This is a genomic window from Micromonospora sp. D75 (genome assembly GCF_018070405.1).
Classification (GTDB): Bacteria; Actinomycetota; Actinomycetes; order Mycobacteriales; family Micromonosporaceae; genus Micromonospora; species Micromonospora chalcea.
This window is the reverse complement of the sequence record NZ_JAGPXV010000060.1, coordinates 1-16,406: the sequence shown is the minus strand read 5'-3', so window position 1 is coordinate 16,406 and position 16,406 is coordinate 1. Positions and strand designations below refer to the sequence as shown.

General features: G+C 73.2%; 15 protein-coding genes and 1 pseudogene. 10 read left to right on the top strand and 6 right to left on the bottom strand.

The window, feature by feature from the left end; genetic code table 11:
* From KBX39_RS06255 to KBX39_RS06245, 3 genes are all read right to left on the bottom strand, one after another.
* Nucleotides 1-784 (bottom strand): family 16 glycosylhydrolase (locus tag KBX39_RS06255; protein WP_210869540.1); only part of this gene is annotated, 784 nt, incomplete at its 3' end.
* 87 nt (nucleotides 785-871) lie between these two features.
* A complete protein-coding gene (locus tag KBX39_RS06250) occupies nucleotides 872-1,618 on the bottom strand; it encodes a membrane protein insertase YidC (protein ID WP_043328577.1) in 747 nt (248 codons plus the stop codon).
* 131 nt (nucleotides 1,619-1,749) lie between these two features.
* On the bottom strand, nucleotides 1,750-2,025 hold the full coding sequence (locus tag KBX39_RS06245; RefSeq protein ID WP_043328576.1) for a DUF6412 domain-containing protein: 276 nt from the start codon (nucleotides 2,023-2,025) through the stop codon (nucleotides 1,750-1,752).
* Between the two features lie 185 nt (nucleotides 2,026-2,210).
* Between KBX39_RS06245 and KBX39_RS06240 the strand changes: the two genes are divergently transcribed.
* From KBX39_RS06240 to KBX39_RS06225, 4 genes are all read left to right on the top strand, one after another.
* A complete protein-coding gene (locus KBX39_RS06240) occupies nucleotides 2,211-3,359 on the top strand; it encodes a glutamate--cysteine ligase (RefSeq protein ID WP_043328575.1) in 1,149 nt (382 codons plus the stop codon).
* A gap of 41 nt (nucleotides 3,360-3,400) precedes the next feature.
* Entirely contained in the window at nucleotides 3,401-4,780 is a 1,380-nt protein-coding gene (locus KBX39_RS06235; RefSeq protein ID WP_210869536.1) for an FAD-dependent oxidoreductase, read from the top strand.
* A 131-nt stretch (nucleotides 4,781-4,911) separates the two neighbouring features.
* Nucleotides 4,912-6,333, top strand: coding sequence for a WGR domain-containing protein (locus KBX39_RS06230; protein WP_166457177.1), 1,422 nt, complete (start codon nucleotides 4,912-4,914; stop codon nucleotides 6,331-6,333).
* Nucleotides 6,334-6,644: 311 nt separating this feature from the next.
* Complete coding sequence (locus KBX39_RS06225) at nucleotides 6,645-7,793, top strand: hypothetical protein (RefSeq protein ID WP_210869534.1); 1,149 nt, start codon at nucleotides 6,645-6,647, stop codon at nucleotides 7,791-7,793.
* Nucleotides 7,794-7,918: 125 nt separating this feature from the next.
* Here KBX39_RS06225 and KBX39_RS06220 read toward each other — a convergent pair whose 3' ends face one another.
* A complete protein-coding gene (locus tag KBX39_RS06220; protein ID WP_210869532.1) occupies nucleotides 7,919-8,119 on the bottom strand; it encodes a hypothetical protein in 201 nt (66 codons plus the stop codon).
* A gap of 32 nt (nucleotides 8,120-8,151) precedes the next feature.
* Here KBX39_RS06220 and KBX39_RS06215 point away from each other — a divergent pair, with 32 nt between their 5' ends.
* The gene (locus KBX39_RS06215) at nucleotides 8,152-9,024 is read left to right on the top strand and encodes an aminoglycoside phosphotransferase family protein (RefSeq protein ID WP_210869530.1); all 873 of its coding nucleotides are present in this window, start codon (nucleotides 8,152-8,154) and stop codon (nucleotides 9,022-9,024) included.
* Nucleotide 9,025: 1 nt separating this feature from the next.
* Here the strand turns inward: KBX39_RS06215 and KBX39_RS06210 are convergent, their stop codons facing one another.
* Entirely contained in the window at nucleotides 9,026-9,835 is an 810-nt protein-coding gene (locus KBX39_RS06210) for an Fpg/Nei family DNA glycosylase (protein ID WP_210869528.1), read from the bottom strand.
* Nucleotides 9,836-10,113: 278 nt separating this feature from the next.
* Between KBX39_RS06210 and KBX39_RS06205 the strand changes: the two genes are divergently transcribed.
* The 5 genes from KBX39_RS06205 (at nucleotide 10,114) to rocD (ending at nucleotide 15,604) form a co-directional block, all read left to right on the top strand.
* Nucleotides 10,114-10,863: a cellulose binding domain-containing protein gene (locus KBX39_RS06205; protein WP_210869526.1), complete on the top strand. Its 750-nt coding sequence runs from the start codon at nucleotides 10,114-10,116 to the stop codon at nucleotides 10,861-10,863.
* Between the two features lie 5 nt (nucleotides 10,864-10,868).
* Complete coding sequence (locus KBX39_RS06200) at nucleotides 10,869-12,308, top strand: RICIN domain-containing protein (RefSeq protein ID WP_210869524.1); 1,440 nt, start codon at nucleotides 10,869-10,871, stop codon at nucleotides 12,306-12,308.
* 113 nt (nucleotides 12,309-12,421) lie between these two features.
* The gene (locus tag KBX39_RS06195) at nucleotides 12,422-13,285 is read left to right on the top strand and encodes a DMT family transporter (RefSeq protein ID WP_210869522.1); all 864 of its coding nucleotides are present in this window, start codon (nucleotides 12,422-12,424) and stop codon (nucleotides 13,283-13,285) included.
* Between the two features lie 289 nt (nucleotides 13,286-13,574).
* The gene (ddaH, locus tag KBX39_RS06190; RefSeq protein ID WP_181373781.1) at nucleotides 13,575-14,390 is read left to right on the top strand and encodes a dimethylargininase; all 816 of its coding nucleotides are present in this window, start codon (nucleotides 13,575-13,577) and stop codon (nucleotides 14,388-14,390) included.
* A complete protein-coding gene (gene rocD, locus KBX39_RS06185; protein ID WP_210869538.1) occupies nucleotides 14,390-15,604 on the top strand; it encodes an ornithine--oxo-acid transaminase in 1,215 nt (404 codons plus the stop codon). The genes ddaH and rocD overlap by 1 nt, the downstream gene beginning before the upstream one ends.
* 56 nt (nucleotides 15,605-15,660) lie before the next feature.
* On the opposite strand, the pseudogene KBX39_RS06180 reads toward rocD, so the two are convergent.
* A pseudogene (locus KBX39_RS06180) lies at nucleotides 15,661-16,406 on the bottom strand (FHA domain-containing protein); the annotation flags it as partial.

Here is a 16,406-nt window from a genome sequence, read left to right as displayed (position 1 = left end):
GGTTCTGCCCGACGGTGTGGAAGAGCTGGCCGTCGACGTACCAGCGCAGCTGCTGCGGGCTGATCGAGGCGTCCCACTCGAACCGGTAGGTGTGGAACGCCGACTGGCAGGTGCTGCCCGGGCAGGCCCGGGACGCGCCGATGCCGTTGAACTCCCCGCACGGGCCGCCCGGCGCGACGCCGCAGTGCAGCACGCCCCAGACCGAGTTGATCCCGTTGACGTTCTCCATCACGTCGAACTCGCCGATACCAGGCCAGTTCTGGTAGTTGCCCCGGTACGGCGAGCCGAGCGCCCAGAACGCCGGCCAGTACCCGGATGCCGCCGCGCCGGTCACGTTCGGCATCTGGATCCGGCCCTCCAGGGCCAGCACGCCGCCCGACGGCGGCTTGAAGTTCGCCCGTACCGTCTCGATCCGGGCCGAGGTCCAGCGGCCGGCCGAGTCCCGCAGCGGCGTGATGCGCAGGTTGCCCGAGCCGTCGTGGGCCAGGTTGGCGGTGCTGGAGGTGTAGGTCTGGATCTCGCCGGTGCCCCAGTTGGCCGGGCCGCCCGGGTAGCTGGTGCCGGTATCGATGATCCAGTTGGCGGACGAGGGCAGCGTGCCGGCCGAGCCGGTGAAGTCGTCGCTCCACACCAGGCTCCAGCCGGAGGGAGTCGGGGGCACCGCGGCCTGGGCGGTCATCGAGACGCCCGCGAGCGCTGTGGTGAGCGCGAGCACACCCGCGGCCAGGGCGAGGCGGCGGCGCGATCGGGGCACGGTGGCGGAGGCGGCCGGAGCCGCCGGGATCGGGTTCATTCGGGGTGCCTCTCTGCGGGGACGGGTCCGGGAGAGCGCTCTCTGAGAGCGATTTCTACGCGCCCGCCCCCGCACTTGTCAACGCTTGTCGATGGCTGCCGCCGGCTGCGGGCGACGCAGCACCACCTGCTCCAGCGCCGTCCACGCCGTGGTGGTCACCAGATAGAGCACCGCCGCCAGCGGCACCACCAGCGCGACGAGCACCGTGCCGTACGGCAGCAGCGGCAGCAGCCGGCCGAGCACCGCCGCGCCCGGACCCTCGGTCGGCGTCCCGGCAACCGTGCCGGTAGCGGCTGCCGCCCGGCGCATCCGCCGCGACGACCACCAGGCCAGCGCGAGCAACGCGGCCAGCAGCACGCCGAACACCAGCGGCACCGGGCCGGCCAGGCCGTCGCCGAGGTGCCACCCCAGCGGTACGCCGGCCAGCCGCTCCCCCAGCAGCTGCGGCGCGCCGTCACCGGTGGCGAACAGGCGGTACATGACCAGGAAGAACGGCGCCTGCAACAGCGCCGGCAGGCAGCCCGCGACCGGACTGGCCCCGGCGTTGCGGTAGAGCGCGAACAACTCGGTCTGGAGGCGGGCCGGGTCGTCGGCGTACCGGCGCTGGAGTTCCCGTACCTCGGGGGCGAGTGCGGTCCGGCGCCGCTCCCCGCGGACCTGGGCCACTGTCAGCGGCGAGATCAGCAGCCGGACCGCGGCGGTGAACAGGACGATGGCGGCCGCCGTGGCGGCGCCGCCGGTGAGCGGGGCGAGCACGTCGGCGAGCCAGGTGACGACGGTGGCCGCGGCCGACGCCGCGGAGTGCAACGGTGCGAAGGCGAGCATGGGTGGACCCCTCGGTGGCGATTCCGGGTGTCCCGGGCGGCGACGTGCCGCACGGCGGGACGGATGACGACGGAATCGGCCGCGAAAGCCGGGAAGGAAACGGCGGCCCGCCGGCGCGGGCCGGAGGGTGGCTACGCGGCCGAGGGGCGCAGGCCGGGTGCGCGGGGGCGCGGACGCCCCGGCGCGTTCGGGTCGACCTGGCGGGGAACGCCGCGACGGCGGGCGCGGGCCCGCAACGCGGCGGCGAACCGGGTGCCGGGCGGCGTGGGCAGCGCGCGGACCCGCAGCGCGAGCAGGGTGGCGAGCAGCAGCGCGGCGACCACCGCCGCGCCGGCGAGCAGCCCGGCCGGCCGGTCGGCGAACAGGGCGAGCGCGTACGCCCACGCCCCCGTCAGCACCGCCAGCATCCCCGCCACGCGACAACGGTATCCCGCCGTGTCACGCCCTGCTGCCCCGTGCGCGAACGCACTCGACCGACCCGAACGGGCGAACCGGCGCCGACACGCCCACCGGCACGTTTTCCGGAACGGACACGGTGGGTAACAGGTCCTCGGCCACGCGGCACCGTGCCGCGAGTGGTCCGGAGGAGACGGTGGTGGCGATGAGCGGCTCAGTGGCGGAGCGGGAGCGGAGCGCCGCGTCGGGCGGAACCGACCTGCTGACAGTCGGCGTCGAGGAGGAGTTCCTGCTCGCCGACCCGCACACCGGGACCGCCGTACCCGCCGTCGACCTGGTCATGGAGCAGGTGCCGGCGGAGCTGCGCGGTCAGGTGGAGCGCGAGTTCCAGACCAGCCAGATCGAGATCGGCAGCCCGCCCGGGCTGGACCTGTCCTCGATCCGGCACTCGCTGTCGATGCTGCGCGCCGAACTGGCCGACGCGGCCGAGCGGGCCGGCGTACGGCTGCTCGCGATCGGCACCGGACCGGTCGACGGGCCGGTGCCGCCGGTGGTGGACAAGCCCCGCTTCGACCGGATGATCGAGCGGTTCCGGCTGCTGGTGCCCGGGCCCGGCAACAACGGCATGCACGTGCACGTCGGCATCCCCGACCCGGACACCGGCGTGCAGGTGCTCAACCACGTCCGGCCGTGGCTGCCGATCCTACAGGCGGTCACCGCGAACTCCCCGTTCTCCCGCAGCGAGGACACCGGGTACGCGAGCTGGCGCTCGGTGGAGTGGGAACGCTGGCCGTCGGTCGCGCCCACCCCGTACCTGGAGTCGCACGAGCACTACGAGCGGCTCATCCGGCAGCTCATCGCCAGCGGCGTGATGCTGGACGAGGGAATGCTCTACTGGTACGCCCGGCTCTCCGCCAAGTACCCCACCGTGGAGATCAGGATCGGCGACGTCTGCCCGACCGTGGACGACGCGGTGCTCGTCGCCGCGCTGGTCCGCGCGCTCGTGGCGACCGCGCTCACCGACATCGCCGCCGGCCGTCCCGCCGTCAACACCGACCACCACCTGCTCGTCGCGGCGCACTGGCGGGCCGCCCACGACGGGCTGGAGGGCGAGGGCGTCGACCTCACCGACGGCGAGCTGCGCCCGGCCTGGGAGCTGCTGGACCGGCTCGTCGACCGGCTGCGCCCGGAACTGGATCGGCACGGCGACCTGGACCGGGTGACCGACCTGCTGGGCGGGCTGCGCCGGCACGGCAGCGGAGCGGCCCGGCAGCGGGCGGTGTTCGCGCGTACCGGGCGGCTCGTCGACGTGGTCACGGACGTGGCACGCCAGACCCGTGGCTGAGCGGCCGCACGGCCGTGTCCCGGCGTGACAGGATGGGCGGCGTGGCGGAGCGCATGATCGTCATCGGCGGCGACGCCGCCGGCATGTCGGCGGCGTCGCAGGCGCGTCGCCGCCGCCGCGACCGCTCCGACCTGGAGATCGTCGCGTTCGAGCGGGGGCACTTCACCTCCTACTCGGCCTGCGGCATCCCCTACTGGGTGAGCGGCCTCGTGGAGGAGCGGGACGAACTGATCTCCCGTGACCCGCAGACCTTCCGCGACGACTTCGGCATCGAGGTCCGTACCCGGCACGAGGTCACCGCCATCGACCTGGACCGCCGCGAGGTGATCGCGCGGGACCTGGACGGCGGCGGCGAGGTCCGCGCCGGTTTCGACACCCTGGTGTACGCCACCGGCGCGTCCCCGGTGCAGCCGGACTGGGCACGCGACGACGTGTCGGGCGTGTTCGGCGTGCAGACGCTGGACGACGGCGCGGCGCTCATCGACTGGCTCGAACGCGAGCCCCGGCCCCGGCGCGCGGTCGTCGTCGGCGGCGGTTACGTCGGCGTCGAGATGGCCGAGGCGCTCGTGCAGCGCGGGCTCTCCGTCCAGCTCGTGGAGCAGGCCGACCAGCCGATGTCGACTGTGGACCCGGACATGGGCGAGCTGGTGGCCGACGCGATGCGCGGCACCGGCATCGGCGTCCGCACCGGCCTCACCGTCACCGGGCTGGAGGAGCGGGACGGCCGGATCTCCGCCGTGGTCACCGACGAGGGACCGGTCCCGGCCGACGTCGTGGTCCTGGGTCTCGGGGTACGCCCCAACACCGCGCTCGCCGAGGCCGCCGGCCTGCCGATCGGTCCCTCCGGCGCGGTGCGGACCGACCGCCGGATGCGGGTGCCCGGCGTGCCCGGTGTCTGGGCGGCGGGCGACTGCGTGGAGTCGCTGCACCGGGTCAGCGGCATGCCGGTACACATCCCGCTCGGCACGCACGCCAACAAGCAGGGCCGCGTCGCCGGCATCAACATCGGCGGCGGCTACGCCACCTTCCCCGGCGTGATCGGCACCGCCGTCACCAAGGTCTGCGAGCTGGAGGTGGGCCGCACCGGGCTGCGCGAGCGGGACGCGCTGGACGCCGGCTTCGAGTTCGTCACGGTGCTGGCCCAGTCGACGAACCGGGCCGGCTACTACCCCGGCTCGCGTCCGATGACGGTCAAGCTGATCGCCGAGCGGCCCAGCGGGCGGCTGCTCGGGGCGCAGATCGTCGGCTGGTCCGAGGCGGCCAAGCGGATCGACGCGCTCGCCGTGGCGCTGTGGAACGGCATGACGGTGGACGAGATGACAGCGCTCGACCTGGGGTACGCGCCGCCGTACGCCCCGGTGTGGGACCCGGTGCTGATCGCCGCCCGCAAGGCCGTCGACGCCCTCGCCGCCGCTGTGTAAGGAAGGGCCCCCTATTAACGCCTCCGGTAGAGGAAGGGCCCCTTCTTAACACCGAGACCCGGGTTTGTCGGTGCCCGGCGTTAGCGTGTGCGCGTTGCCGGTCCGGCACTTCCCCTCGGAGGTAAACCCCCATGTCACAGGAGACGACCTACCTCGAACTGTCCGAAGTAGACGGTGGAGCGCACAAGTTCTACGAGGTGGTGGTCGACGACACCGCGATGACCGTGCGCTACGGGCGCATCGGCGACCAGGGCCAGGTGAAGACGAGCACCTTCCCGGACAACGCCCGCGCCCGCGCCGCCGCCGCGAAGAAGATCGGCGAGAAGGTCCGCAAGGGGTACGCCCCGGCGGTGCGCGGCGTACGCCAGAAGCGCACGGTCTCGCGCCGGCAGATCGTCAGCACCCGCTCCACCGCCCGCACCGCGCCGGTCCTCTGGCGGTACGCCTCGGGCGCGCCCGCCTTCGGCATCTTCGTCGACGACCGGCACTGCATGGTCGGCAACGAGCACGGCGTGATCACCACGCTCGACCACGACGCCCGGCTGCTCAACCAGGTCCGGCTCCCCGACGGGGTGAAGTGCATCGTCGCCGACGACGCCTGGGTCTACGCCGGCTGCGACGACGGCAACGTCTACGACCTGTCCGGCAAGGTGCCGCGCGCGGCGTACGCGATCGCGCCCGAGATCGACATCTACTGGCTGGACATCCACGACGGCGTGCTGGGCGTGTCCGATCGCGACGGCGGCATCTCGGCGATCGACCACGAGGACGAGTTCCTCTGGCGCCGGCCGGGGCGCGGCCGGTCCGCGTGGATGGTGCGCTGCGACGCCGACGCGATCTACCACGGCCACTCGCAGGGGGTCACCGGCTACGACTGGCGTACCGGGCGGGAACTGTGGCACACCGGCACCGGGGCGGTCCTGTTCGGCTGGCAGGAACGGGACGCCGTGTTCGCCGGCACCGGCACCCGCGAGGTGGTCCGCCTGCGCAAGGACGGGCGGGCCGAGCAGACGTACCGCTGTGACGCCGCGGTCTTCTCCTGCGCCACCGCCGAGGGCGGCCGGTACGTGTTCGCGGGCGACAGCGCGTCCTCGATCTACTGCTTCGACCAGGCCGGCAACCGGCTGTGGAAGCTGGGCACCGGCTGCGGCTCGGCGTACTCGATGCAGTACCACGACAATCGGCTCTACGTGGTCACCACGAGCGGCCACCTAGCCTGCATCGACGCGAGCGAGGCGGCGATCCGGGCGGCCGAGGCGGGCAGCGTGCCGGACGTGGTCGACGTGAAGGCGCCGGCCCGGCTGCCCGAGCCGGCCGCCTGGACGTCCGTCGAGGTGACCACCGACGACCGCGACGGCGTGCTGGTGCAGTGCGTCGAGCAGGGCGGCCGGCTGCGCGTCCACGTTCTGGCCGACGGCTACCGGCGGGACTGGCCGGTGCAGTTCCCCAAGGGCATCCGCGAACCGGGCGCGCGCTTCCTGGTCACCGAGATCCGCGAGTCCGGCCGGGGCGGCTTCTACCGGGCATACGGGGACATCCGCCGGCTGCGCTGAGCCGCCGGCCGAGTCGGAGGGCGGGTCGGCCGGGGTCCTCGGCCGACCGTCCCGGCGAATCGACAGGCCGACGGGGCAGCCGGCAACACATCGACGGAGTACGGTACTGACAGGAGAACTCTCCGTTACCGGTCAACCTCGGAAGGGGCACCGACATGCGAGTGTGGCGCATGGCCGCGACGGCTCTTCTCCTGCTGCCCGGCGGTGTCCTCGTCGCCGCGCCGCCCGCAACCGCCGCACCTTCCGCAACCGCCACGCCCTCCGCAACCGCCACGCCTTCCCCTGCGGCCGCGGCGGACCAAACGCCACCGGTGCTGGTGGACGTCACGGTCTCACCCGACGCGGTCTCCGTCTCGGGCGTCGACCTGGTGCCGGTGACGGTGACGGTGCACCTGACCGACGACACCGGCGTGGTCGAGGCCTCCGAGATGGACGGCGGCTCCCTGCCTTACGTCGGTCTGCGCCTCGTCGGCACGGACCGCACCGACGGCGCCGAGTTGTCGCTCACCGCCGGCACCCCGCAGGACGGCACCTGGAGCGCGACGATCCAGGTGCCGTCGACCTGGAACGGCACCTGGGAGGTCAACCACCTGGTGGCTACGGACGCCGCCTGGAACCGGCTCGACGTCGACCCGCCCGCCTCGGCGGACACCAGGCTGGAGGTCACCGGCACACACCGGCCCGCGGTCACCATGCGTCTCACCCCGAACCCGCTGGTCGGTGACGGACCGCTGACCGTGGCGGGACGGTTCTACTACGAGGACACCGGCGAGGGCATCGGTAACCAGCCCATCTTCTTCGGCACCGACAACCTCTGCGTTGAATATCACAGCGAGCCCAACGGCACCACCAAGGCCGACGGGACGTTCTCCCGGACCTATCCGAAGGGCGACAGCTACCTCAAGTGCGTCGGCATCACCCGTCCGTCCAACTCGAGGGTCGCACCGTCCTACATCGTCGTCACGGCAGACCATCCCCGGGTGAAGCCGACAGTCACGGCGAAAGCGAACCGCACCACCGTCACGCCCGGCACCACAGTCACCATCACCGGCGAGGTGAAGCCCGACGCCGGCTGGAACATCGAACTACAGCAACTCCAGGGCAGGACGTGGCGGAAGGTGGCCGCCGACCTGACGAACGGCGACCGCGGCGCGTACCGCATCCCCATCACGCCGAAGACACCCGGCACCTTGCGCTACCGCGTGGTCGTCCCGAGTGAAGACCCGGCGCTGATCGGCGTGTCCGAGGTGGTCACCGTACGCGTGTCGACACCCGGCGGCGAGCCCTCGCCGGGCGGCGGCGGAGGCGGTGGCACCGTCGGAGGCGGAGGCACCGGAGGGCTTCCGATCACCGGTCCCGCCACCGCGCCGCTGGTGGCTGGCGGCGGGGCTCTCCTGATCGTCGGCGCCGGCCTGATGCTGCTGGCCCGCCGCCGCCGACCGACCCCGGACGGACGGTAGATCCGGACGGGCACCGGGCCGGGCACGACGACTGACAGCCACGGCCCAGCTTGATCAACACCAGGTCGCCGAGGTGGTGGCATCAACGGCTCCGCGACACCACCACCTCGGCGAGGTGGTGTTGATCAAGGGTGATGATGCCACCACCTCGGCGAGGTGGTGGGAGGCGTGGCTGCGTCAAGGGTGGGACCGGCGTCGGCGGTGATCTCGGGCAGATGAGCACCGTCCGGTTGATCCATCTCGTCTTCGTCAGGCCGCTCGGCGAGGGCCGGGACGGCCATGAGCGTCACTTCGTCGGCGTGCGCGTCGAGGACGCCGCGGTGCACGGCCGGTCGCCTCGCTCGGCCAGGATGACCGGATGGGGTGTGACATTCCTGAGAGCCTGCGCTGGGTCGAGCGGACGGAGGCCGGGCGGGCCTGGCTCGCGGAGCTGCCGGACCGGCTCGCCACGTGCATCGCACGGTGGGAGCTGACGGTCGGGCCGCCGTTCGGGTACGCGTTCGCGTCGCTGGCGCTGCCCGCGACGCTGCCCGACGGGACGCGGGCGGTGCTGAAGCTGCAGTATCCGGACGACGACAGCCGTCACGAGGCCACCGCGTTGGCGCACTGGGACGGCCGGGGCGCGATCCGGCTGCTCGCCCACGATCCGGGCCGGCGCGCGCTGCTCGTCGAGCGCTGTGACCCCGGCACCCCGCTGTACGGCCTGCCGCCCGACGCCGCGCTGGACGTGGCGGTCGAGCTGCTGCCCCGCCTCGGGGTGCCGGCCGGACCGCCGTTCACTTCGCTCGCCGAGGAGGCGGCCGGCTGGGCGGAGCGGATGCCGGGCAACTGGCAGCGGGCCAACCGCCCGTACGAGCGGCGGCTGCTGGACGCCGCGCTCGGGCTGCTCGCCGACCTGGCGCCGAGCCAGGGTGAGCAGGTGCTGGTCAACCAGGACCTGCACGCCGGCAACATCCTGGCGGCGGGACGCGATCCGTGGCTGGTGATCGACCCGAAGCCGCTGGTCGGCGAGCGGGAGTTCGCGGTGGTGCCGCTGGTGCGCGGCGCCGAGCTGGGCCACTCCCCCGCGGCGGTCCGGCACCGGCTCGACCGTCTCAGCGCCGAGCTGGGCCTGGACCGGGAGCGGGTACGCGGCTGGGCGATCGGCCAGACGGTGGCCTGGTGCATCGGCGGCGACCAGGTCTTCCCCGGCAAGGTCGAGGCGGCCCGCTGGCTGCTCGACGAGATGTGAGTCAGCCCGCCTGGCAGGTGGGGCACCAGGACAGGTTGCGTCCGGCCAGCGTGCCCCGGCTCACCTCGGTGCCGCAGACGTGGCAGGGCGCGCCGGGGCGGCGGTAGACGTACACCTCGCCGCCGTGCCGGTCGACGCGCGGCGCGCGGCCGGTGACCTCGGGCAGGTCGGCGTCGCGCACCGTGTCGATCCGGCCCCGCTCGACCGCGCGGGTCATCAGCGTCACCAGGTCCGTCCAGAGTTCGGCCCAGCCGGCCGCGCTCAGGTCGCGGCCGGGCAGCAGCGGCGGCCGGCCGGCCCGGAACAGCGCCTCGGTCACGAAGATCAGGCCGGTGCCGGCCACCACCGACTGGTCCAGCAGCAGCGCGGCGAGCGGGGTGGGGCTGCGGCGGATCCGCGCGTACGCCCGGTCGGGGTCGGCGTCGGCGCGCAGCGGGTCCGGCCCGAGCCGGTCGCGCAGCGCCGTCACCTCGGGCGGGGTCAGCAGTTCGCAGGCGGTCGGGCCGCGCAGCTCCAGCCAGTTCCGGTCGCTGTGCAGGCGCAGCCGCACCTGCCCGACCGGGGACGGCGGTTCCCCGGGCCCGTCGGCGAACTTCCCGTACAGACCCAGGTGTACGTGCAGCGTCAGCTCGCCGGCGTAGTGGTGCAGCAGGTGCTTGCCGTACGCCTCGGTGCCGTCCAGGACGGTGCCGCTGAGGCGGGCCGCGCCCTCGGCGAAGCGGCCCTGCGGGCTGTCGGCGTGCACCTTGTCGCCCGCGAACAGCTCGGCGTGCCGGGCGGCGAGGCGGTGGATGGTGTGTCCCTCTGGCACAACGACCAAGCGTAGCCAGCGGATCGGACCGCCGGCGACGTCGGGTCCTGAGACGACGTTGAATCGATGTTCGTCGACTGAAAGACTGGCGGCGGTAGCGCTCGGGAGCCAGTGCGAGCCGCTCGATCTCGCCGGAGGGACAAGCGCGGGGTGATGTGCCACCCCGGTGCCGGGCAGTCGTCTCCGGCGCTCCGCCGTGTCGCTACGGCGGCGACATCGCGGTCCACCACCACTCCGGCGCCGACCGCCCCCGGCGCCCCCCAGCTCGGGAGAGACACATGCTCCGTACGCTCGGCGCAGCACTGGCCGCCACCCTCGCCCTGACCGGCCTGACCGTCTCGGCCGGTGCCGACCAGTCACCCGCCGCCACGGCGATGACGGCCGCCACCACGGCGACGCCCACTCCCACGCCCACCTTCGCCTGCCCGCCGGCGCTGCCGGTCACGGGCCAGGTGACCGGGGCCACCGCGACCAGCGTCACCATCACCTACTGGATGGTGCTCAGCCCGCCCTGCGGCTACGACCCGCCGCTCCTCGTCAGCCTCTTCACCAGCCGCGAGGACGCCGCCGCGTGGCGCAACCCGGTGGCCGAAGCCGTCACGGGGCCGGAGCGCCAGGGAAAGGTGACAGTCACCGGCCTGGCCCCCGACACCGACTACTGGTTCCGGTTCGGCGACACCCACGGCACACGGGACCCGTACGTGATCGGCGGGCCGGCCCGGACGTCGGGAACCTGCTCCGCGACGGCCACGATCGACGCCGGCTGGGGCGGTGGCTTCGTCGCCACGGTCACCGTCCGCAACGACGGCGCCGAGCCGGCACCGGGCTGGCTCGTCTCCTGGCGCTGGTCGGGTGACGAGCGCATCCAGTCGGTCTGGGGTGGGGTGGCGGAGGGCACCGGCCAGGACGTCGCGGTCCGCAACGCCTCCTGGAACGGGACGCTGCCGCCGGGTGGCTCGACGACGTTCGGCCTGCTCGTGGCGGCCGGCGCGACGCCCGGCACCATCACGCCGAAGTGTGGCAGGTGACAGCCGTGCGAGGGACGACACGGTACGGCGCGGTCGTGGTGGCGCTCGCGGTGGCTCTCGCGGCGGCGGTGCTGGGACCGGCGGCGGGCGCGCTGGCGGCGCCGGTGACAGTCACCAACGGCACCCAGTTCACCGACACGAGCGGCGCCGTGGTGCACGCCCACGGCGGCGGCGTGCTCAAGGTCGGCGACTACTACTACTGGTTCGGCGAGAACCGCAACCCGGACAACACGTTCCGGGCGGTCTCCGTCTACCGCTCGACGGACCTGCGCACCTGGGAGTTCCGCAACAACGTGCTCACCCAGTCGTCGGCGGCCGAGCTGCGGGTCGCCAACATCGAACGGCCGAAGGTCATCTACAACGCCGCCACCGGCCCGTTCGTGATGTGGATGCACAAGGAGAACGGGTCCGACTACAACGAGGCCCGGGCGGCTGTCGCCTCCTCGGCCACTGTGGACGGCAACTACACCTATCACGGCAGTTTCCGGCCGCTCGGGCAGCACATGTCCCGGGACATCACGCTCTACAACGACAACGGCACCGCGTACATGATCTCGGCCGCCGACGACAACTACGACCTGAACATCTACCGGCTCACGTCGGACTACCTCAACGTGGCCACCCTGGTGGGCAACTTCTGGGACGGCGCGCACCGCGAGGCGCCGGCGATGTTCAAGCGGGGCAGCACCTACTTCCTGCTGACGTCGGGGGCGACGGGGTGGAGCCCGAACCAGGCCCGGTACGCCACCGCGTCGAGCATCTCGGGACCGTGGAGCGGCTGGACCGACGTGGGCAACGGCACCACGTTCAACTCGCAGCCGGCGTTCGTGCTGCCGATCCAGGGCACGTCCGGCACCAGCTACCTCTATCTGGGTGACAGGTGGGCCGGAGCGTGGGGCGGCCCGGCCAACGACTCCCAGTACGTGTGGCTGCCGATCGCCTTTCCGACCGCCACCAGCATGAGCCTGACCTGGTACCCGTCGGTCACCATCGACGCGGCGGCGGGCACCGTCACCGGCAACTCGCCCGCCTACTACCGCGTCACCGCCCGGCACAGCGGCCGGGTGCTGGACGTGATCAACGGCTCCACGGCGAACAACGCCGAGGTCAAGCAGTGGAGCTGGAACGGCGGCGGGAACCAGAGGTGGGAGTTCCAGGACGCCGGCGGCGGATGGTTCCGCCTCGTCAACGCCGCGAGCGGCAAGTGTCTCGACGTCGCCAGCGCGAGCACCGCCGACGGCGCCAACATCATCCAGTACACCTGCGGCAGCGGCGCCAACCAGCAGTGGCAGTGGGCCGCGCGCGACGGCTGGTTCCAGTTGCGGGCCCGGCACAGCGGCAAGTGCCTGGACGTCGTCAACGCCGGCACCGGCGACGGCGCGGACGTCCAGCAGTACACCTGCGGTTCGGGCACCAACCAGCAGTGGTCACGCACGGTGGCGTGACCGGACGGCACGCCTGAGCGTGCGGAGCGAGCCCGGGGGTGTCGATTTCGGCACCCCTGGGTACTTCCTGCATGTCATGCGCGGCCTCCGCGCCTGGATCAGGAGGTGCCACAGTGAAGATCCTGTCCCGCCGGAACGCTCCGGCGACCAGTACCGATACCAACGGCGACGGTGTCGTCGACGAACGCGACCGGACCTCCGAGCAGCCGGCCGACCGGCCGGTGGTCACCGACCGCGACGAGGAGCGGACCACGTACCGCAGCGCCGCCACCGCCACCGACGACGAGCGCGCCCGGGACGCGGCGACCGACCGGGACGCACGCGACCTCGACGCCACCACCGACGGCCGGACGGCGACCACGACGATCGGCCGCCGGACCGTGGCGGCCGACGACGAGCGGGAGGCGGAGGCACGGCGGCGGGCCGCGGACCGGGGCGCGGCGGCGCGTGCGGTCACCGGCCGCCGGGTCGACGCCGACACGCGGACCGTTCCGGTGACCGACGCGCGGACCGCCGGCGCGGCGCCCGTCGCCGAGCGCACCACCGACCTGGACCGCGACGGCCGCGCCGACCTCGACCGGGACGGCCGCCCCGACGGTACGGACACCGACGGCGACGGTCGGGTGGACCGGCCGGAGCCGTACACCACGAAGCGTCCCCGGGCCAGCCTGCTCGCCACGCTCGGCCTGATCGTCTCCGTGGTCGGGGCGCTGTTCGTGCTCTCCGGCACGCTCGCCGGGTACGGCATCGGCGTCGGCGCGGCCGGCGCGGTGCTGGCCGTGCTGGGCCTGATCGCCACCCGTCGCCGGCACGTGGCGGGCAAGACCGACGCGCTGATCGGCATCGCCGTCGGCCTGGCCGCGGTGGTGCTCGGCATCGTGGCGATGACCGGCCAGTTCGACTGGCCGACCACCGACGGCGACTGGGCGGGCCGCTTCCGCGAGTGGCTCGACTCACAGTTTGCCAACTGGTTCTGACGGGCACTGTCCCGATCGCCGACGCAGGGCGTCGGCAGCCTGATCAGCTCCGGTGGTTCACCGGCCGGGCAACACCTCTTTCGGGGGCGGCGGTTCGCCGCCCCCGAAGTGTGTCCGGCGTCGACGCAACGATCGTTCGCCGCCCAGTGGCTCAACGCAACGATTCGCTGCTCAACGCAACTTCTCGCGGTGGATGTCGTCTACCCGGGCCGCATAACGTTGGACCACGGCGCCAGCCCGTGGGCCGACGGTGGCCGGGCGCGCCCGACCCTGGGAGCACGACATGACGATGGACGCCATCCGCCAGCGCTTTCTGATGTGCCGGCCGACGTACTTCGCCGTCGACTACGCGATCAACCCGTGGATGGACCCGACCGCCCCGGTCGACGCCGACCTGGCGATCCGGCAGTGGGAGCAGCTTCGGCGCACGTACCTCGACCTGGGCCACGAGGTCGACCTGATCGAGCCGGTCGCCGGCCTGCCGGACATGGTCTTCGCCGCGAACGGCGGCACCGTGATCGACGGCAAGGCCATGGCGGTGCAATTCCGCGACCCGCAGCGCGCGGACGAGGCGCCCGCGTACCGGGCCTGGTTCGAGGCCGCCGGCTTCGAGATGTACGACCCGAAGCACGTCAACGAGGGCGAGGGCGACATCCTGCTGGCCGGTGACCACCTGCTCGCCGGCACCGGGTTCCGCACCGCGCACGCCTCGCACGCGCAGCTCCAGGAGGTCTTCGGCTACCCGGTGGTCACCATGCAGCTGGTGGATCCCCGCTTCTACCACCTGGACACCGCGCTCACCGTGCTCGACGAGCGCACCGTGGCGTACCTGCCGGAGGCGTTCTCCCCTGGCAGCCGGGCGGTGCTGCGCCGGCTGTTCCCGGACGCGATCCACGCCACCATGGCCGACGCCGAGGTGCTGGGCCTGAACGCGGTGAGCGACGGCCGGCACGTGGTGCTGCCCGCGCAGGCCACCGACTTGGCCGCGAAGCTGCGCGACCGGGGCTACGAGACCATCGGGATCGACCTGTCCGAGCTGCGCAAGGCCGGCGGCGGACCGAAGTGCTGCACGTTGCGACTCCGTCAGGGAAAGGCGAGCAAGTGATCATCGACGACATGCTGCGGACTCCGTCCGCGGTCCGGGACGCGGAGCGTCACACGGCGCACAACTACCACCCGCTGCCCGTGGTGATCTCGTCGGCCGAGGGCGCCTGGCTGACCGACGTGGACGGCCGCCGCTACCTGGACTGCCTGGCGGGATACTCGGCGCTGAACTTCGGCCACCGGCACCCGAAGCTGATCGAGGCCGCGCACGCGCAGCTCGACCGGCTCACGCTGACCAGCCGCGCGTTCATCCACGACCAGTTCGCCGACTTCTGCCGCGAGCTGGCCGTGCTCTGCGGCAAGGACCTGGTGCTGCCGATGAACACCGGCGCCGAGGCGGTGGAGACCGGCATCAAGGTGGCCCGCAAGTGGGGCTACCAGGTCAAGGGCGTCACGCCGGGCCAGGCCAACATCGTGGTGGCGGAGGGCAACTTCCACGGCCGTACGACCACCATCGTCAGCTTCTCCACCGACGAGGACGCACGCGCCGACTTCGGGCCGTACACCCCGGGTTTCACTGTGGTCCCCTACGGCGACCTGGCCGCGCTGACCGAGGCGATCGACGAGAACACGGTGGCCGTGCTGCTGGAGCCGATCCAGGGTGAGCAGGGCGTCGTGGTGCCGCCGGAGGGTTACCTGCCGGGTGTGCGCCGGGTCTGCACCGAGCGCAACGTGCTGTTCGTCGCCGACGAGATCCAGTCGGGTCTGGGGCGTACCGGCGCGACGTTCGCCTGCGAGCACGAGGGCGTCGAGCCGGACATGTACCTGCTCGGCAAGGCGCTCGGCGGCGGCATCGTGCCGGTGTCGGCGGTGGCCGCGAACCGCGACGTGCTGGGCGTGCTCCAGCCGGGCCAGCACGGCTCGACGTTCGGCGGCAACCCGCTTGCCTGCGCGGTCGCGACCGAGGTGGTCCGGCTGCTGGCGACCGGCGAGTTCCAGCGCCGCTCGGCCGAGCTGGGCGAGCGGCTGCACGCCGGCCTGCGCGGCCTGATCGGCAAGGGCCTGGTGGCGGTACGCGGGCGCGGCCTGTGGGCCGGGCTGGACATCGACCCGGCGCTGATGACCGGCCGGCAGGCGTGCGAGCTGCTGATGGAGCGGGGTGTGCTCGCCAAGGACACGCACGGTTCGACCATCCGGCTCGCCCCGCCGCTGGTGATCACCGAAGAGGAGATCGACCACGCGGTGGCGCAGCTCGCCGCCGTGCTGGCCGGCTGAGGCCGTACGCGAGAAGGCGCCGGGACCGCGACGGTCCCGGCGCCTTCGCGTGCGGGTCACTGACGTGGCAGCCGCATCGCCATCGTCGGCGCCTCGGCCATCACCGAGTTCGGGGTGTACGTGGCGTCGCTGCTCATCTGGGCGGCGCGGCCCACCTGCACGCCCGGGTACAGCTCGATCAGGTCCCCCTCGGCGAGCACCCGGGACTGCTGCGGCGCCAGCGCGATCCGCTCGTTCTCCGCCATCGAGCCACCCGGGCGTACGCCGGAGCCGTTGGTGCTGGTGTCGGTGACCACCACCTCGCCCACGCGCAGCTCCAGCCGGATGTGGCTGCGGCTGATCCAGCGCCGGGCCTCGTCGTTGAGCCACTGGCCCAGCGTCACCGCGCCCGGCCCCTCCGGCGCCCGGCCGACCTGCACCGGCTCGGTCTCGGTGAGCGCGAACCGCTTGCGCACCAGCCCGCCGATGCGCACCGCGAGCACCTCGGTACGCGGGCGCGGACCGGCGTCGGAGAGCCGCGCGCCGTGCCGGGGGCAGGTCGGTGCGCCGGTGCGCAGCGTGGGTGGCGGCTGCTCGGCCGGCGCCCGGTCCACGGCGGCCAGGTCGGCGAACGCGCCGCCGCCCCCGCCGCCGCCGAACAGCGCGCAGCCCGGCTCGGGGCAGCGCCACTGCCGGGAGAGCAACTTGACGCCGGCCGGTGTGCGGCTGCCGGTGGCCGGGTCCTGGCCGCCGCCGACGTGCGCGATGAACACCGGCCCACCGGCGCCGGGCCCCGGGGCGAGCTCGCGCCCGGCCTGCCCGT